The organism is Pseudodonghicola flavimaris (assembly GCF_030164425.1).
Taxonomy (GTDB): domain Bacteria; phylum Pseudomonadota; class Alphaproteobacteria; order Rhodobacterales; family Rhodobacteraceae; genus Pseudodonghicola; species Pseudodonghicola flavimaris.
The window spans coordinates 141,921-158,333 of record NZ_JASNJD010000001.1 but is presented as its reverse complement, the minus strand read 5'-3'; the positions used below and the strand labels follow the sequence as shown (position 1 = coordinate 158,333).

The window sequence follows — 16,413 nt, the reverse complement described above, 5'->3', positions numbered from 1 at the left end:
CGAGTCGCGTCAAGAGATTGCGACGCAACAAATGAAAAAGGGCGCGATCAGATCGCGCCCCGGGGTCGGTCCTGATTTGCTCGGGCGGATCAGTCCAGCCGCTCTCCCGGATAGGAAATCAGGTAGAAACCCACCTCGGTGCCCTGCCCCTCGGTGCTGTCGATCTCGATGGCGCCACCGTGCTCCTCGACGATCGAGCGCGCGATCGAAAGCCCGAGCCCGGCCCCTTCGGAGGGTGCCTGATCCGAAAACTCCGCCTGGGTGAACGGCTCAAACAGATACGGCTTGGCCGTCTCCGGGATCCCCACGCCCTGATCGCGGATCACGATGCCCACATGGGCACCGCTGCGCTCCACCGACACATCGACAACGCCGCCCGGATGGGAGAATTTGACGGCATTGGTCAGCAGGTTATGCAGCACCTTCACCAGGCTTTCCTCATCGCCCTTGACCCGAACCGGCGACTCCAGCCCCTGGCAGTGAAAGCGAATGGCCTTTTCCGGCTTGTAGCCGGCCATCTCCTCCAGCTGCTGCGCGATCAGCTCGCAGATATCGACCTTGCCGAGCTTGGCCACAAGACGGCCAGAGGCGATCCGCTCCATGTCGAGGAGATCCTCGATCAGATGTTCGAGCCGCTCGGTGTTCTTCAGCCCCATCGCCGCCAATTGTCCGGAGCGTTCCCGCGTCGCGCTGCAGAGGCCAGAGCGGATCAGCTCGAACGCACCCTTGATCGTGGTCAGCGGCGTGCGCAGCTCGTGGCTGACATTGGCGACGAACTGCTGCTTGGCGATTTCCGCCTGCTTGCGCTGGCTGATGTTGCGGATATGGGCGAGCAGCCGGCTGCGTTCGCCGTCCGGGGCGATCATCTGGATCGTCACCTCGACCGGGTTGCTGCGGCCATCGGCGCGGTGCTGGCTGGCCTCAAAGGTCACCCACTTGCGCACGCCCGCGCGCAGTGGCGCCAGCCGTGCCGCCAGCTCGTCCTCGCGCATGTTTTCCAGAAGCTCAGCCAGGTTCAGCCCGGCCATGCTCTGCCCCAGCGCCTTCAGGCGGGTGCGCGCGCTGCGGTTGGAATAGAACACCGTCAGCGTATCGGGCCACAGCAGATGGATCTCCTCGCGGATCAGATCGAAGGACAGTCGCTGCTGATGGATCGCCTCGTTCAGCTTGGTCTCGGTGATATCGGTGGAGACGGAGAGATATTTTTCCGCCTGACCGTCGGCACCGACATAGGGCACGATGGTGGTGCGGACCCAGAACGGCTCCCCCGTCTTGCGATAATTCTTGATCTCGCCATTCCAGGTGCGGCCGGCCACGATCGTCTCCCACATGTCGCGAAAGAAACCGGGGCTGTGTTCGTCGGATCGCATCGCGCGGAAGGATTCGCCCAGCAACTCCTCCCGGCAATAGCCGCTGATTTCGACGAATTTCCGGTTCACGTAGAGGATGCGCCCATGCGCATCGGCGACGCTGATCACCGCATGCTGGCCGAGGGCCTCGATCAGGAACCCCTCGTCATCGCCCATGCCGAACGCCAGCCGCCCCTGACCGGGGAACAGACTGGCCAGGTCCGGCTGGGCCGCAGTCGCGTTCATACGCATGTCCTTGTTTTTATCCTCGCATTTGCGAAATGCAGGGAGCTGCTCACGCCCCGTTTTCATAAGCTACGCAATTTATGAAGATAAAAATCAACCTAAAATTGCAGATGCCACGCAAAACAACGCGATTTCGCCCTATTCATGAGCAAAATGCATGACATTTCAGGACCCTAGACGTGTGTGATTTCGCAACTGCAGCGGCCCGCTCCGGGCCCTGGCCTTACGCTCAACCCGCCACCGCCTGCCCCTGGAACACTGCCCCCACCTCGGCCCGGATGATCCGGGCGATCAGCGCGCAATCCTCCAGGCTGAAGGTCAGCGGCACCCGCATGTCGACGATGCCGGCCAGCACCCGGTCGCTTTGCGGCATCGGCGCGGAGGGCGCATAGCGCCAGCTGTCGTAGCGCGAGGTGAATCCCACCGGCTCCGCCGCGCCGAACCATTTCAGCTCCACCCCCCGGGCGGCGCAGCGGCGCACCACGTCGGTCACCTTCTCCGCGGCCCAGTCGAGCAGCAGGAACTGGATCGACGAGCCGACATAGACCTCCTGCTCCGGGCGGTCGATCACCGTCAGGCCGGGGGTGCCCCGCAACCCCGCCTCGATCGCCCGATAGCGTTCGTTCCAGCGTGCAACCTGCTGATCCAGAACACGCAATTGTGGCCGCAGGATCGCCGCGCGCAGGTTGTCCATACGCCCCGAGATATTCGGCGTCTGGTATTTGATCCGCTCGAAGACCTCCGCCCCCGGCGCCGCCAGATGGCGTTCGAACAGCATGTAGGAGCCCGACAGCATCACCGCCCGCGCCGCGATCTCCTCGTCATCGGTGATCAGCAGCCCGCCCTCGCCGGAGTTCACATGCTTGTAGGTCTGGCAGGAATAACACCCCACCGCGCCGGACCGGCCCGAGGGCACCCCGTTCCACGAGGCTCCCATGGTATGGGCGCAATCCTCGATCACCGTCACCCCGGCAGCATCGCAGAGCGCCATCAGCCGCTCCATATCGCACAGATGCCCGCGCATATGGCTCAGCATCAGCACCTTGGCCTGATCCAACTTGGCCGCCAGATCGTCCAGATCGATCACCAGCTGTTCGGTCACCCCGACATAGACCGGTACCGCCCCGACCGAGGCGATAGACCCCGGCACCGGCGCCAGGGTGAAGGCGTTGGTCAGCACCCTGTCGCCCGGTTTGACCCCGACCGCGCGCAGCGCCGTGGCCAGCGCATAGCCGCCCGAGGCCACCGCCAGACAGTATTTCGCGCCCATCTGGGCGGCGAATTCCTGTTCCAGCAGCGCGGTTTCCCCCAGCTCTCCGGGGGCGGTGTTGTAGCGATGCAGACGGCCATGACGCAGCACCGCAACCGCCGCCTCGATCGCCTCTTCGGGGATCGGCTCCTGCTGGGTGAAACTGCCGGAAAATATCTCGTTCATGCGATGTTTTTGCGGCGCCGGCACAGCCCGGTCAAGAGCATGCCGCGAGAATTCATCAGACTGACATGATCGCGCCGAAGACGGTGGCCGCCCCACCCCGGCCAAACAGACAATTTCATGTCGGAAACGGCGCTGCCCCGCCTCCGGCAACGGCGCAGTCTGACCGTATGACACCGATAGAACTGATCCATGGCCTCAGATGGGCCGACCTGCCCGCCGCCGTACAGGCGCGGATCGAACTGACGCTGCTGGACCTGATCGGCATCGCCGCCGGCGGTCACGGCACCCGGCTGAGCCGGATCATCCGCGATCACGCCGCCGAGATGTTCGGCGGTGCGGCACCGATGATCTTCGATCACCGCACCGCCAGCCCCGCCGGCGTGGCGCTGGCCGGCGGCATGATGATCGACTCGCTCGACGGCCATGACGGCTACAACCCCGCCAAGGGCCATATCGGCTGCCCGCTGTTCCCCGCGGCGCTGAGCCTGGCGCATCTGCAGGGGGCGAGCGGCGTCGAATTCCTGACCACCCTGGTGATGGGCTATGAATTCGGCGCCCGCGCCTCGGAGGCGCAGCATGCCACCGTGCCGGAGTTCCACACCTCCGGCAGCTGGGGCGCGACCACCGCCGCCGCCGCCGGCGCCCGCCTGCTGGGGCTCGACACCGAGACCACGCGCCATGCCCTGGGGATCGCCGAATACCATGGGCCACGCAGCCAGATGATGCGCTGCATCGATCATCCCACCATGGTCAAGGATGGCTCCGGCTGGGGATCGATGGCGGGGGTTTCCGCGGTCTATCTCGCTCGCCAGGGCTTCACCGGCGCGCCGGCGGTGACAGTGGAACAGGCGCCGGAGGTCTGGGCCGATCTGGGCGACCGCTGGGCGCTGATGCAACAGTATTTCAAACCCTATCCGGTCTGCCGCTGGGCCCATGCGCCGGTGGAGGCGGTGCTGAGCCTGCGCGCCGCCCATGGGCTGAGCCCGGAGCAGGTGGAGCGGATCGAAGTCGAGACCTTCCATGAATCCGTCCGTCTGGCGATGAACGACCCCCGGCTGTCGGACGAGGCGCAATATTCCACCTCCTTCCCTGCCGCGCTGGCGATGGTGCACGGCACCATCCTGCCCGACCATCTGGCCGACGAGGCGCTGGATCAGCCAGAGGTGAAACGGCTGTCCCGGTCAATGGTGCTGCGCGAATCCGAGTATGCCAATGCGGCCTTTCCGCTGCGCCGCTTCGCCCGTGTCACGTTGCTGCTGCGGAACGGAGACCCGCTGCAAAGCGACTGGACGACACCGCGGTGGGATCACACTTCCCCGCCGACTGCCGCCGAATTGCGCAGCAAGTATCACGATCTGGCCGATCCGGTTCTGGGCCGTGATCGCGCCGATGCGATCGAGGCGGCGCTTGCCGATTTGCCGAAAACCGGGCTGGCGCCGCTGACCGATCAGCTGTTCGCGCCGATCAGCTGACCCACCAGCGCCGGCAGATCGGCGTAATCATCCAGCAGCGCCTCCGGCTGCAGCGCCGCCATATCGTCGCCCGACGGCCCGAAGGTGACCAGCACCGACGGCACGCCGGCCGCCCGCGCGGTGTTGCGGTCGGTGTCGGAGTCGCCCACCAGGACCGTCCTGGCCGGATCGCCCCCGGCCCGCCGCGCCGCCTCGCGCAGCGGTTCGGGATCGGGCTTGTGCACGGCCAGCGTGTCCGCCCCGACGAGAGAGGCGAATTTGTCCCTGACACCAAGGCTTTGCAGCAGCTGATCGGCCAGACGCTCAGGCTTGTTGGTGCAGATGCCAACGCCGTAGCCGGCCGCGCAGAGCTGCGCCACCGCCTCCATCGCGCCGGGATAAAGCACGGTGTGACGGTCGATCTGCTGCGCGTAAGCCTCTAGAAGAATGGGATAATATTGATCAACCACCGAGGGTTCGAACCGCTCCGCCCGCTGCAGGCCGAGGGTCAGCATCCGCCGCCCGCCGCGCAGCGCGGTGCCCTGATCGCGATCCGCATCCAGCATATCGCCCAGCCCCATCTGACGAAAGCAGGCATTCGCTGCCGCGATCAGATCGCCGGAGGTGTCGGCCAGCGTGCCATCCAGATCGAAGATCACCGTGCGCATGTCTATCATCCCCTCTTCGGCCCCATTTCGGCGTGTTTCCGCCCGCCCGTGTTGCAGCCCGCAACCTTGTTTGATCGGGCTCCCGGTTGCGCCTCTGCCTCCAGCCGATAAAACGGGCCAAGCGAAAACACAAAGAGAAAACGCGATGAGCATTGCCCTCGTCATCCTCGCCGCAGGCAAAGGCACCAGGATGAACTCAGATCTGCCGAAAGTTCTGCATCCGATCGCCCAGGCACCGATGCTGGCCCACGCGATGCAGAGCGCCGCCGCGCTCGATCCGGCGCGGACCGTCATCGTCGCCGGCCATGGCGCCGATCAGGTCGCCGCCGCGGTGGCGGAGCTGGACGAGACGGCCGAGGTCGTCCTGCAGGAGGACCAGCTGGGCACCGCCCACGCGGTGGATCAGGCCCGCGCCGCACTGGCCGGGTTCAGTGGCGATCTGGTCGTGCTCTACGGCGACACCCCCTTCGTCAGCCCCGAGACGCTGGAACGCATGGTCGCGGCCCGGCAGGCGAACGATCTGGTCATCCTCGGCTTTCATGCCGCCGATCCGGCCCGCTACGGCCGGCTGGTGATGGCGGGCGATCGGCTGGAACGGATCGTCGAATACAAGGATGCCACGGATGAGGAGCGCGCCATAAGCTTCTGCAACAGCGGGCTTATGGCCTGCGACGCCACGACGCTGTTCGATCTGATCGCGGCCGTCGGCAACGAAAATGCCGCCGGCGAATACTATCTGACCGATGTGGTCGAACTGGCCCGCGGTCGCGGCCTCTCCGTCACCGCGGTGGCCTGTGACGAGGCCGAGACCATGGGCATCAACTCCCGCGCCGATCTGGCGGCGGCAGAGGCGGTGTTCCAGGCCCGCGCCCGGGCCGAGCTGCTGGAGATCGGCGTCACCCTCACCGCGCCGGAGACGGTGTTTCTCAGCTTCGACACGGTGATCGGCCGCGACACGGTGATCGAGCCGAACGTGATCTTCGGCCCCGGCGTCACCGTTGAATCCGGCGCCACCCTGCGTGCCTTCAGCCATCTGGAGGGGTGCCATGTCAGCCGTGGCGCCATCGTCGGCCCCTTTGCCCGGCTGCGCCCCGGCGCCGAACTGGCCGAACACAGCCATGTGGGCAATTTCGTCGAGCTGAAGAACACCTATCTGGGCGAAGGCGCCAAGGCCAACCACCTGACCTATCTGGGCGATGCCAGCATCGGCGCCGGCAGCAACATCGGCGCCGGCACCATCACCTGCAATTACGACGGGGTGATGAAACATCATACCGAGATCGGCCGCGGCGCCTTCATCGGCTCCAACACCATGCTGGTGGCCCCGGTCACCCTGGGCGCAGGCGCCATGACCGCCAGCGGTTCGGTGATCACCCGCGATGTCGAGGCCGACGCGCTGGCGCTGGCCCGCGCCGATCAGGTCAACAAGCCGGGCCGCGCCCGACGATTGTTCGAAATGTTAAAGGCACGCAAAGCGAAACGCGATCTGGAGGCCGAATAATGTGTGGTATTGTCGGGGTACTGGGAAAGCATGAAGTCGCGCCGATCCTGGTTGAGGCGCTGAAACGTCTGGAATACCGCGGCTATGACAGCGCCGGGATCGCAACGGTCAACGACGGGGTCCTGGACCGCCGCCGCGCCGTCGGCAAGCTGGTCAACCTCTCGGACCTGCTGGTGCACGAACCGCTGACCGGCAAGACCGGGATCGGCCACACCCGCTGGGCCACCCACGGGGCCCCGACGGTGGCCAATGCCCATCCGCATCAGTCCGGCAGCGTCGCCGTGGTACATAACGGCATCATCGAGAATTACCGCGAGCTGCGCGCCGAACTGGCCGAATGCGGCGTCAACTTCCAGACCGACACCGACAGCGAGACGGTGGCGCTGCTGACCGAACGCTATCGCCGCGCCGGTGAAACCCCGGTCGAGGCCGCCTTTCACGCCATCGACCGGCTCAAGGGCGCCTTCGCGCTGGCTTTCCTCTTCGAGGGCGAGGAGGATCTGATCATCGCCGCCCGCAAGGGCTCGCCGCTGGCGATCGGCCATGGCGACGGCGAGATGTTCGTGGGCTCGGACGCCATCGCGCTGGCGCCGCTGACCGACAAGGTCACCTACCTGGAGGAAGGCGACCGCGCCGTCGTCACCCGCGCCGGGGTCCGCATCTTCGATGAAAGCAGCACCCCGGTCAGCCGGCCGATGAAGACCATCCAGGTCGACCGGGTCAGCATCGACAAGGCCGGCCACAAGCATTTCATGGCCAAGGAGATCGCCGAACAGCCCGCCGTGGTGGGCGAGGCCATTGCCCATTACCTGCCCGCTGGCGACGACACCGTTCGCCTGCCGGGCGAAGGCATCGATTTCTCCGGCGTCAGCCGACTGGTGCTGGTGGCCTGCGGCACCGCCTATTACGCCTGTCTGACCGCGAAATACTGGTTCGAACAGATCGCCCGCCTGCCGGTCGAGGTCGATGTCGCCAGCGAGTTCCGCTATCGCGAACCGCCGGTGCCGGCGGGCACGGTGGCGCTCTTCGTCAGCCAGTCGGGGGAGACCGCCGATACGCTGGCCGCGCTGCGCTATTGCCGCGGCAAGGCCGAGAAGATCCTCTCGGTGGTGAACGTGCCGGAAAGCTCGATCGCGCGGGAAAGCGATCTGGCGCTGCCGATCCATGCCGGGGTGGAGGTTGGCGTCGCCTCGACCAAGGCCTTTACCTGCCAACTGACCGTGCTGCTGATCCTGGCGCTGAAGGCCGCCGCCGACCGCGGCCAGATCAACGCCGAAACGCTGGCCGACCATATCGCCGCGATCCGCGGCCTGCCGCAGCTGATGAATGTCGCGCTGGACGATGGCGAGACCGTGCGCCGCGCCGCGCAATGGCTGGCCGACACCCGCGACGTGCTGTTCCTCGGCCGTGGCATGATGTATCCGCTGGCGCTGGAAGGCGCTCTCAAACTGAAGGAAATCAGCTATATCCACGCCGAAGCCTATGCCTCGGGCGAGTTGAAGCATGGCCCGATCGCGCTGATCGATCCGACCATGCCTGTGGTGGTGCTGGCGCCGATGGACCCGCTGTTCGACAAGACCGTGTCGAACATGCAGGAGGTGATGGCGCGCAAGGGAAAGGTGCTGCTGATCTCGGACGAGGCCGGGCTGGAGACCGCCCGGGACGGGGTCTGGGTCACCGTGAAGATGCCCGACGTCGCCCCGCTGCTGAGCCCGATCCTCTATGCGCTGCCGGCGCAGCTGCTGGCCTATCACACCGCGGTGGCCAAGGGCACAGATGTCGACCAGCCGCGCAACCTGGCGAAATCGGTGACGGTGGAATAACCCCGTCCGGTCCTGGCGGAACTCAAGGAGGAAACAGGGGAGGACGCTGACGCGTCCTGCCTCCGGCGGGGATATTTGCGACCAGGTCGAAGGCGGGCGCCGGCCCTGCCCCGGCTGGTCAAACCCCGGGCGCTGGGGTAGCCTGATCAGGGAGGACCGCGCATGGCCAAGCAATTCGACCGGATCGAGGACGATCACCGCCGCTTCATCGAAGCCCAGCATCTGTTCTTTGTCGGCAGCGCCGCTGCCGAAGGGCATGTGAACATCTCCCCCAAGGGCATGGACAGCCTGCGCGTTCTGGGGCCCAACCGGATCCTCTGGCGCAACCTGACCGGCAGCGGCAACGAGACCGCCGGCCACCTGCGGCAGGTCAACCGGATGACGCTGATGTGGTGCGGCTTTGAAAAGCGGCCGCTGATCCTGCGCGCCTATGGCCATGCCCGCACCCTGCATCCGCGCGATGCCGATTTCGCGGCGCTGGACGCCAGATTTGCGCCGAGCCCGGGGGCGCGGCAGCTCTATGACATGACGGTCGAGCTGGTGCAGACCTCCTGCGGCTATGCCGTGCCCTTCTTCGACTATGCCGGCGAGCGCGACGTGCTGGCAAAATGGGCCGAGACCAAGGGCCCGGCGGGCATCGCCGCCTACTGGGCCGAGCGCAACCAGACCACCCTCGACGGCATGGCCACCGGCATTCTGGGAGAGCCGTCGTGACGCTGGAGGAGGCGCTGGCCGGGCTGAAGGCGCATGTCGAGCCGGGGCGCGACGCGCAGATGGCCGCCTATCACAAGCAGAGCCGGCCAGTTCTGGGCATCGCCAATCCGGCGCTGAACGATCTGACCCGGACCTGGCGTCAGGCGCTGTCGGTCGAGGCGCGGGTGACACTCGCCGGGGCGCTCTGGCAAACCGATATCTTCGAGGCGCGGATCGCCGCCGCCAAGCTGCTGACCCAGGCCCGGATCCGCCCCGATGCGGCGGTCTGGACCCTGCTGCAAAGCTGGCTGCCGGACTTCGACAGCTGGGCCATCGCCGATCACGCCGCCATGGCGATGCAGAAACGTCTGGTGGCCGATCCCACCCGGCTGGATCAGGTCGAGACCTGGACCCGGAGCGATCACATGTGGACCCGGCGCGCCGCGCTGGTCGCCACCCTGCCCTGGACCAAGCAGAACCACCCGAAACCGGAGGAGCTGGCCGCCCGTGACCGCATCCTCGGCTGGGCGGCGGGCTATGTTCCCGACCGCGACTGGTTCATCCAGAAGGCCATCGCCTGGTGGCTGCGCGAGCTCAGCAAGCATGATCCGGAGCGGGTGCGCGGCTTTCTCGCCGCCCATGGCGCCGGGCTGAAGCCGTTTGCCGCCCGCGAGGCGGGGAAGTACCTCGCCGCCGCGGCCTGAGAGCCGTCAAGGTTAGGGGAATGGGATCGCTGCCGGCTCAGCCGCCGGCGTAGACCTCGACCTCGATCAGCTCGGTCAGCGGCGCGCCGAGCGCCTGGAAGGCCGCCAGCGACATCAGGCTGCCGGAGGTCACCGCGCCATCGGCGGGTTCCAGCGCCACCGCCACCCAGCGCCCGGAACTGGGCCAGACCACCCGCCCCTTGCCGCCGGCGCTGACCAGCGGGGTTTGCAGCCAGAGCCCCGGCTTGCCCGGATCGCCGAGACCCGCCACCGTGGTGCCGAGCCGGCCATTGGCCGCCTTCGGCACGGCGGCGACCGGGGCGTTGTCCGGCAAAGCTGCGACCGGCGCGCCGGCCGGCGCGTCAACGGGGACCTCCGCAGCCGGGTTCGCAACCGGTGCGGCGGCCTCTGCCCGCATATCGTTGCCCAGGCTCAGACCCAGGCCGGAGAGCCCGGTTCTGACACGGCCGGCTACATCGCCGACCTCGGCACAGCCCGCCAGACAGACGAGCGGAAGGATCGCAGCATATCTCATGGGGCGGACCATATCCCGCCCCCCGGTAGGCCGCCAGCGCCAAGACGCCGCCAGACATCCGATCGGCATCAATCCCCCTTGCCGCGTGGCGGGGGGCGCTTTACCTATGCCCTATGAGCGCCCCGCTAATCGATCCCTTCGCCCGCGCAATCACCTATCTGCGCGTCTCCGTCACCGACAGGTGCGACTTCCGCTGCGTCTATTGCATGTCGGAACACATGACCTTTCTGCCGAAGAAAGAGCTTCTGACGCTGGAGGAGCTGGACCGGATGTGTTCCACCTTCATCCACCTCGGGGTGCAGAAGCTGCGCATCACCGGCGGCGAGCCGCTGGTGCGCCGCGATATCATGACCTTTTTCCGCGCCATGAGCCGGCACCTGGACTCCGGCGCGCTGAAGGAGCTGACGGTCACCACCAACGGCTCGCAGCTGGAACGCTTCGCAGCCGATCTCTATGCCGCCGGCGTGCGGCGGGTGAACATCTCGCTCGACACGCTGGATCAGGACAAATTCGCCGCCATCACCCGCTGGGGCCGGCTGGATCAGGTCCTGCGCGGGGTCGATGCGGCGCAGAAGGCCGGGCTCCGGGTCAAGATCAATGCGGTGGCGCTGAAGGGCTTCAACGAAGACGAGCTGCCGGCGATCACCGACTGGTGCGGCCAGCGCGGCATGGACCTGACCTGGATCGAGGTCATGCCGATGGGCGATCTGGGCAATGAATCGCGGCTCGATCAATACTGGTCGCTGAAGGACGTGCGGGCGCGCTACGAGGATCATTACACCGTTACCGATCTGGCCGAGCGCACCGGCGGGCCGGCGCGCTATGTGCGGCTGGAAGAGACCGGCCAGAAGATCGGCTTCATCACGCCGCTCAGCCATAATTTCTGCGAAAGCTGCAACCGGGTGCGGCTGACCTGCACCGGCCAGCTGTTCATGTGCCTGGGCCAGGAGGACATGGCCGATCTGCGCGCGCCGCTGCGCGAACATCCGAACAGCGAGGTCCCCTTGGAGCACGCGATCCGCGCCGCCATCGCGCTGAAACCCGAGGGGCATGATTTCGACTATTCCCGCCAGCGCGCCGACGGGCAGATGTCGCGCCACATGAGCCATACGGGCGGCTGAGGATGGCACAGGCCCCGATGCTGGTGCGCCTCTACCGGGGGCTGACGCCGCTTCTTCTGCCGCTGGCCTGGCGATCGGTATCGCGCAAACTGACAGACCAGGGCGTGTCCGAGGCCCGGGCGCGGGAACGTCTGGGACAGGCGACGCTGCCGCGGCCGCAGGGGCGGCTGATCTGGTTCCATGCCGCCAGCGTCGGCGAAAGCCTGGCGGTTCTGCAACTGATCACCGCGCTGGGGGAGCATCTGCCGCAGACGGAATTCCTGATCACCTCCGGCACCGCCACCTCGGCCGAGCTGATCGCCAAGCGGATGCCGCCGCGCTGCCGCCACCAGTTCGCGCCGCTCGACGCCCCGGCGCCGGTGTGCCGGTTTCTCGACCACTGGCGGCCCGATGCGGCGCTTCTGGTGGAATCCGAGCTCTGGCCGTTGATGATCGTCGAGACCGCCGCGCGTGGCGCGCCCTTGGCGCTGGTCAATGCGCGGCTGTCGGCGAAATCGGTCGAGGGTTGGCGCAAATGGCCGCGAACCGCCGGCTATGTCCTGGGGCAATTCGCGCTGTTTCTCACCCAGAACCAGGCCGCCGCCGACAATCTTCTGTCACTGGGGGCCGATCCGGCGCGGGTGGTCACCGGCATCAACCTGAAATCCACCTCTGCCCCGCTGGCCGAGGATGCCGCCACGGTGGCGGAGCTGGCGGCGGCGCTCGGCGGCCGGCCGCTCTGGGCCGCCAGCTCGACCCATGCCGGAGAGGAGGAGATCATCCTCGCCGCCCACCGGCAGCTGCTGGAGCGGCACCCCGATCTCTGCCTGATGCTGATCCCCCGCCACCCCGATCGCGGCGCGGACATCGCTGCGATGATCCGGGCCACCGGAATGGCGCTGGCCCGTCGCAGCGCCGGCGAGATGCCCGGAGCCGGCCAGCAGGTGTTTCTGGCCGATACGCTGGGCGAACTCGGCAGCTGGTATGCCGTTGCCCCCATCGTCTTCATGGGCGGATCGCTGAAACCGATCGGCGGCCACAATCCATTTGAGCCCGCCGATTTCGGCGCCGCGCTGCTGACCGGCCCGCATGTGAGCAACTTCACCGAATCCTACGCGCCGCTCTTCGCGCTCGGCGCCGCGCGGGAGGTAGCGGACGCCCCGGAGATAGCCACCGCGGTCGATGACCTCCTGACCCGCCCCGAGCATCTGACCGCCATGCGCAGCGCCGCCCGCAGCTTTGCCGATCGGCGTCAGGCCTCGCTCGACGAGATGGTCGCCACCCTATCCACCGCGTTGTCGCTGCGCCCCGCCGCCCCGGCCGGGGCCGGCCCCGATCAGGTCTGAGGTCCCATGCCCAAGATCGCTTCCCGGCAGATCGACGTGATCGCCCCGAATTTCAAACGCCGCCTGTCCGGCGTGACCTCCACCATCATCCGGCTGGTGCCGATCCAGGCCCGTGACATCGCCATCGCCGCCACCGGCCCCGCCCTGCCCGACGACCTGCCGCAGATCCCGCTTTCCGCGCTGCTGACGATGTCGCGGCGCGGCCCTTCCGGCTGGCGGGTCTGGCATGCCCGCCGCAATGTCGAGATGCTGGCCGGGCTGGCGCTGCGCCGGCTGCTGGGCAAACGGCTGAAGCTGCTGTTCACCTCGGCCTCGCAACGCCAGCACAGCGGCTATACCAAATGGCTGATCGCGCAGATGGACGATGTCATCGCCACCTCGGCCCGGACCGCCGCCTATCTGGAGCGGCCGGCCCATGTGGTCCACCACGGCATCGATTGCGGCAGCTTCCACCCCGCCGCCGACAAGCCGGCGCTGCGGGCAGAGCTGGGTCTGCCGGTGACGGGGCCGCTGATCGGCTGTTTCGGCCGGATCCGGGCGCAGAAGGGCACCGATGTCTTCGTCGACGCGATGATCGACATCTGCCGGACCCAGCCGGATGTCACCGGCCTCGTCATGGGCGGCACCACCGACAGCCACAAGGCGTTTCTTGCCGGGCTGAAAAACAGGGTGGCAGAGGCCGGCCTGGACGGGCGCATCCTGTTCCTGCCTGAGGTGCCGGTCTGGGAAACCGCCCGCTTCTATCAGGTGCTCGACCTCTATGTGGCCCCGCAACGCTGGGAGGGGTTCGGTCTGACCCCGATCGAGGCGATGGCCTGCGCCGTACCGGTGGTGGCCACCCGTGTCGGCGCCTTCGAGGAACTGATCGTGGAGGGGGAAACCGGGCGGCTGGTGGCGGCGGACGATCTCCCGGCCCTGACCGCCGCCGTGGCCGATCTGCTGGTCGATCCCGATGCCCTGCCCCGCATGGCGCCCGCCGCGCGCACCCATGTCGAGGCGCAGTTCCGGATCGAGACCGAGGCTGCCCGGCTGAACGCGATCTATCGCCGGTTGCTGGGATCGGAGGCGCCGGCCTGAGCCGCCGCCTCCGCAAATCACAGAACGCGGGCCGGCGGATCAGGCCGCCGGCATCCGGCCCTCGACGATCTCCGCCCACCAGGAACAGCCGGCCGGGATCGCCTCGTCGTTGAAGTTGTATTCCGGGTGATGCACCATCGCGCCGGGCCCGTTGCCCACCAGGATATAGGCGCCGGGGCGTTCTTCCAGCATGAAGGCGAAATCCTCGCCGCCCATCACCATCGCCGCCTCGTCGCACTGGCCGGCCACCTTGCGGGCGACCTCTGCCGCGAAGTCGGTCTGTTCCTCGGAATTCACCATCACCGGGTAACCGCGGTAATAGAGCACCTCTGCGGTTCCGCCGAAGGTGGCCGCGACCCCGGCACAGATCGCCTTGATCCGGGTTTCGGCCAGCTCGCGCATCGACTTGCTCATGGTGCGCACAGTGCCCTTCAGCTTGACCTTCTGCGGGATCACGTTGAAGGCTGTCGAGGAGGTCTCGAACGAGGTCACCGACACCACAACCTGATCGATCGGGTCGGCGTTGCGGCTGGCGATGGTCTGCAGCGCGGTCACCGCCTGCGCCGCCATCACCGTGGTATCGACCGTCTCGTTCGGCTTGGCCGCATGGCCGCCGAGCCCTTCGAAGTTGATCTCGAACTGATCGGTGGCGGCAAAGAAAGCACCGGGGCGGATGGCAAACTGACCGGTCGGCAGACCCGGCCAGTTGTGCATGCCATAGACTTCCTGAATGCCCCAACGCTCCATCATGCCGTCATCGCACATCTCCTTGCCGCCGGCGCCGCCCTCTTCGGCGGGCTGAAAGATCAGCACCACGGTGCCGTCGAAATTGCGGGTCTCGGCCAGGTATTTGGCAGCCCCCAGCAGCATCGCGGTGTGGCCGTCATGGCCGCAGGCGTGCATCGCGCCCGGGGTCTTAGAGGCATAGTCGAGCCCGGTGGCCTCAAGGATCGGCAGGGCGTCCATGTCGGCGCGCAGCCCGATCACCTTGCCCGAGCCATTGGCCTTGCCCCGGATCACGCCGACGACGCCGGTACGGCCGATGCCGGTGACCACCTCGTCGCAGCCGAAAGCCTTGAGCTTTTCGGCCACCAGCGCGCTGGTGCGATGGGTATCATAGAGAATTTCGGGGTGTTCGTGCAGATCGCGCCGCCAGGCGGTGATTTCGGACTGCAGTTCGGCAAAACGGTTCTTGACCGGCATGATAACGCTCCTCTCGTCTTGGCACCCGGCCCGCCGCCTATCGGGCGCGGGCCGGAGATTGTTCAGGGCCGCTGCCTATCGAGCAAGGGCCGGGGATTGCTCCGGGCCGCCGATCAGGCGGCGGGCATACGGGTTTCGACCAGCTCGGCGAACCAGCTGCAGCCGGTCGGGATCACCGCGTCGTTGAAGTCGTACTTCGGGTGGTGGACCATCGGGGTGTCGCCATTACCGATGAAGACATAGGCACCCGGGCGTTCCTCCAGCATGAAGGAGAAATCCTCCCCCGCCATCACCGGCGGCGTGTTGCGGTCGACCTTCGGCGTCACCACCTCGGCCGCGTCGGCGGCGATCTCGGCGCTGTCCTCGGCATTGATGGTCACCGGGTAGTCGCGCAGATAATCGATACGGGCGACGCAGCCATAGGCCTCGGCGGTGGCGGCGACGATCTGCTTCAGCCGCTCCTCCGCCAGATCGCGGACCTTGTTCGACAGCGCTCGCACGGTGCCGCGCAGCAGCACGGTCTGCGGGATCACGTTGTTCGATTCATTGTCCGAGCGCAGCGTGCAGACCGAGACCACGACGTGATCCAGCGGGTCGACATTGCGCGAGGCGATGGATTGCAGCGCCACCACCACATGGGCCGCGGCCAGATTGGTATCGACCGCCTGATGCGGCGCCGCCGCATGGCCGCCCTTGCCGGTCAGCAGGATATCGAACTGATCTGCAGAGGCCATCAGCGGCCCGGAGCGCAGCGCGAAGGTACCCTCGGGGATCCCCGGCATGTTGTGCATGCCATAGACTTCCTGAATGCCCCAGCGGTCCATCAGCCCGTCACGGCACATCTCGCGGCCGCCGCCGCCGCCCTCTTCCGCCGGCTGGAAGATCAGCACCACGGTGCCGTCGAAATTACGGGTCTCGGCCAGGTATTTGGCGGCCCCCAGCAGCATCGCGGTATGGCCGTCATGACCGCAGGCATGCATCGCCCCCGGAGTCTTGGAGGCATAGTCGAGCCCGGTGGCCTCGTTGATCGGCAGCGCGTCCATGTCGGCGCGCAGCCCGATCACCCGGCCCGACGTATCGGTCTTGCCCTTGATGGTGGCGACAACGCCGGTCTTGCCGACACCGGTGGTGATATCGGTGATGCCGAAGTCGCGCAGCCGGTCGACGACAAAGGCGGCGGTGTTGTGGACGTTGAATTCCAGTTCGGGGTTTTCGTGCAGATATCGTCGCCAGCCGGTGATTTCGGCGTGCATCTCCGCCAGGCGGTTCTTGATCGGCATAT

Annotated in this window: 14 protein-coding genes; 8 read left to right on the top strand and 6 right to left on the bottom strand. The window is 66.9% G+C overall.

All coding sequences use genetic code 11. From position 1 onward, the window contains the following. Positions 1-89: 89 nt before the first annotated feature. On the bottom strand, positions 90-1,595 hold the full coding sequence (locus QO033_RS00745; RefSeq protein WP_284479002.1) for a PAS domain-containing sensor histidine kinase: 1,506 nt from the start codon (positions 1,593-1,595) through the stop codon (positions 90-92). Between the two features lie 229 nt (positions 1,596-1,824). Further along, positions 1,825-3,030: a DegT/DnrJ/EryC1/StrS family aminotransferase gene (locus tag QO033_RS00740; RefSeq protein WP_284479001.1), complete on the bottom strand. Its 1,206-nt coding sequence runs from the start codon at positions 3,028-3,030 to the stop codon at positions 1,825-1,827. Between the two features lie 167 nt (positions 3,031-3,197). Between QO033_RS00740 and QO033_RS00735 the strand changes: the two genes are divergently transcribed. Continuing rightward, on the top strand, positions 3,198-4,502 hold the full coding sequence (locus QO033_RS00735; protein WP_284479000.1) for an MmgE/PrpD family protein: 1,305 nt from the start codon (positions 3,198-3,200) through the stop codon (positions 4,500-4,502). On the opposite strand, the gene QO033_RS00730 is transcribed toward QO033_RS00735, so the two are convergent. Further along, complete coding sequence (locus QO033_RS00730; protein ID WP_284478999.1) at positions 4,478-5,149, bottom strand: HAD-IA family hydrolase; 672 nt, start codon at positions 5,147-5,149, stop codon at positions 4,478-4,480. The two genes, QO033_RS00735 and QO033_RS00730, sit on opposite strands and share 25 nt — an antisense overlap. Positions 5,150-5,294: 145 nt before the next feature. Between QO033_RS00730 and glmU the strand changes: the two genes are divergently transcribed. From glmU to QO033_RS00710, 4 genes are all read left to right on the top strand, one after another. Next, entirely contained in the window at positions 5,295-6,650 is a 1,356-nt protein-coding gene (gene glmU / locus QO033_RS00725; protein ID WP_284478998.1) for a bifunctional UDP-N-acetylglucosamine diphosphorylase/glucosamine-1-phosphate N-acetyltransferase GlmU, read from the top strand. Next, complete coding sequence (glmS, locus tag QO033_RS00720; RefSeq protein WP_284478997.1) at positions 6,650-8,473, top strand: glutamine--fructose-6-phosphate transaminase (isomerizing); 1,824 nt, start codon at positions 6,650-6,652, stop codon at positions 8,471-8,473. Before glmU ends, glmS begins: the two co-directional genes overlap by 1 nt. A 162-nt stretch (positions 8,474-8,635) precedes the next feature. Continuing rightward, positions 8,636-9,187: a pyridoxamine 5'-phosphate oxidase family protein gene (locus QO033_RS00715; RefSeq protein ID WP_284478996.1), complete on the top strand. Its 552-nt coding sequence runs from the start codon at positions 8,636-8,638 to the stop codon at positions 9,185-9,187. Beyond that, entirely contained in the window at positions 9,184-9,870 is a 687-nt protein-coding gene (locus QO033_RS00710; protein WP_284478995.1) for a DNA alkylation repair protein, read from the top strand. Before QO033_RS00715 ends, QO033_RS00710 begins: the two co-directional genes overlap by 4 nt. Positions 9,871-9,907: 37 nt before the next feature. On the opposite strand, the gene QO033_RS00705 is transcribed toward QO033_RS00710, so the two are convergent. Beyond that, the gene (locus tag QO033_RS00705; RefSeq protein ID WP_284478994.1) at positions 9,908-10,405 is read right to left on the bottom strand and encodes a hypothetical protein; all 498 of its coding nucleotides are present in this window, start codon (positions 10,403-10,405) and stop codon (positions 9,908-9,910) included. A gap of 113 nt (positions 10,406-10,518) precedes the next feature. Here QO033_RS00705 and moaA point away from each other — a divergent pair, with 113 nt between their 5' ends. From moaA to QO033_RS00690, 3 genes are read left to right on the top strand one after another with little or no spacing between them, the layout of a single operon-like run. Then, the gene (gene moaA / locus QO033_RS00700; protein ID WP_284478993.1) at positions 10,519-11,526 is read left to right on the top strand and encodes a GTP 3',8-cyclase MoaA; all 1,008 of its coding nucleotides are present in this window, start codon (positions 10,519-10,521) and stop codon (positions 11,524-11,526) included. A 2-nt stretch (positions 11,527-11,528) separates the two neighbouring features. Then, positions 11,529-12,851, top strand: a complete 1,323-nt coding sequence (locus tag QO033_RS00695) for a 3-deoxy-D-manno-octulosonic acid transferase (RefSeq protein ID WP_284478992.1) — start codon at positions 11,529-11,531, stop codon at positions 12,849-12,851. Positions 12,852-12,857: 6 nt separating this feature from the next. Beyond that, positions 12,858-13,928: a glycosyltransferase family 4 protein gene (locus QO033_RS00690; protein WP_284478991.1), complete on the top strand. Its 1,071-nt coding sequence runs from the start codon at positions 12,858-12,860 to the stop codon at positions 13,926-13,928. A 39-nt stretch (positions 13,929-13,967) separates the two neighbouring features. On the opposite strand, the gene QO033_RS00685 is transcribed toward QO033_RS00690, so the two are convergent. Next, complete coding sequence (locus tag QO033_RS00685; RefSeq protein ID WP_284478990.1) at positions 13,968-15,131, bottom strand: M20 aminoacylase family protein; 1,164 nt, start codon at positions 15,129-15,131, stop codon at positions 13,968-13,970. A 113-nt stretch (positions 15,132-15,244) separates the two neighbouring features. After that, complete coding sequence (locus tag QO033_RS00680) at positions 15,245-16,411, bottom strand: M20 aminoacylase family protein (RefSeq protein WP_284478989.1); 1,167 nt, start codon at positions 16,409-16,411, stop codon at positions 15,245-15,247. Positions 16,412-16,413 lie beyond the last annotated feature (2 nt).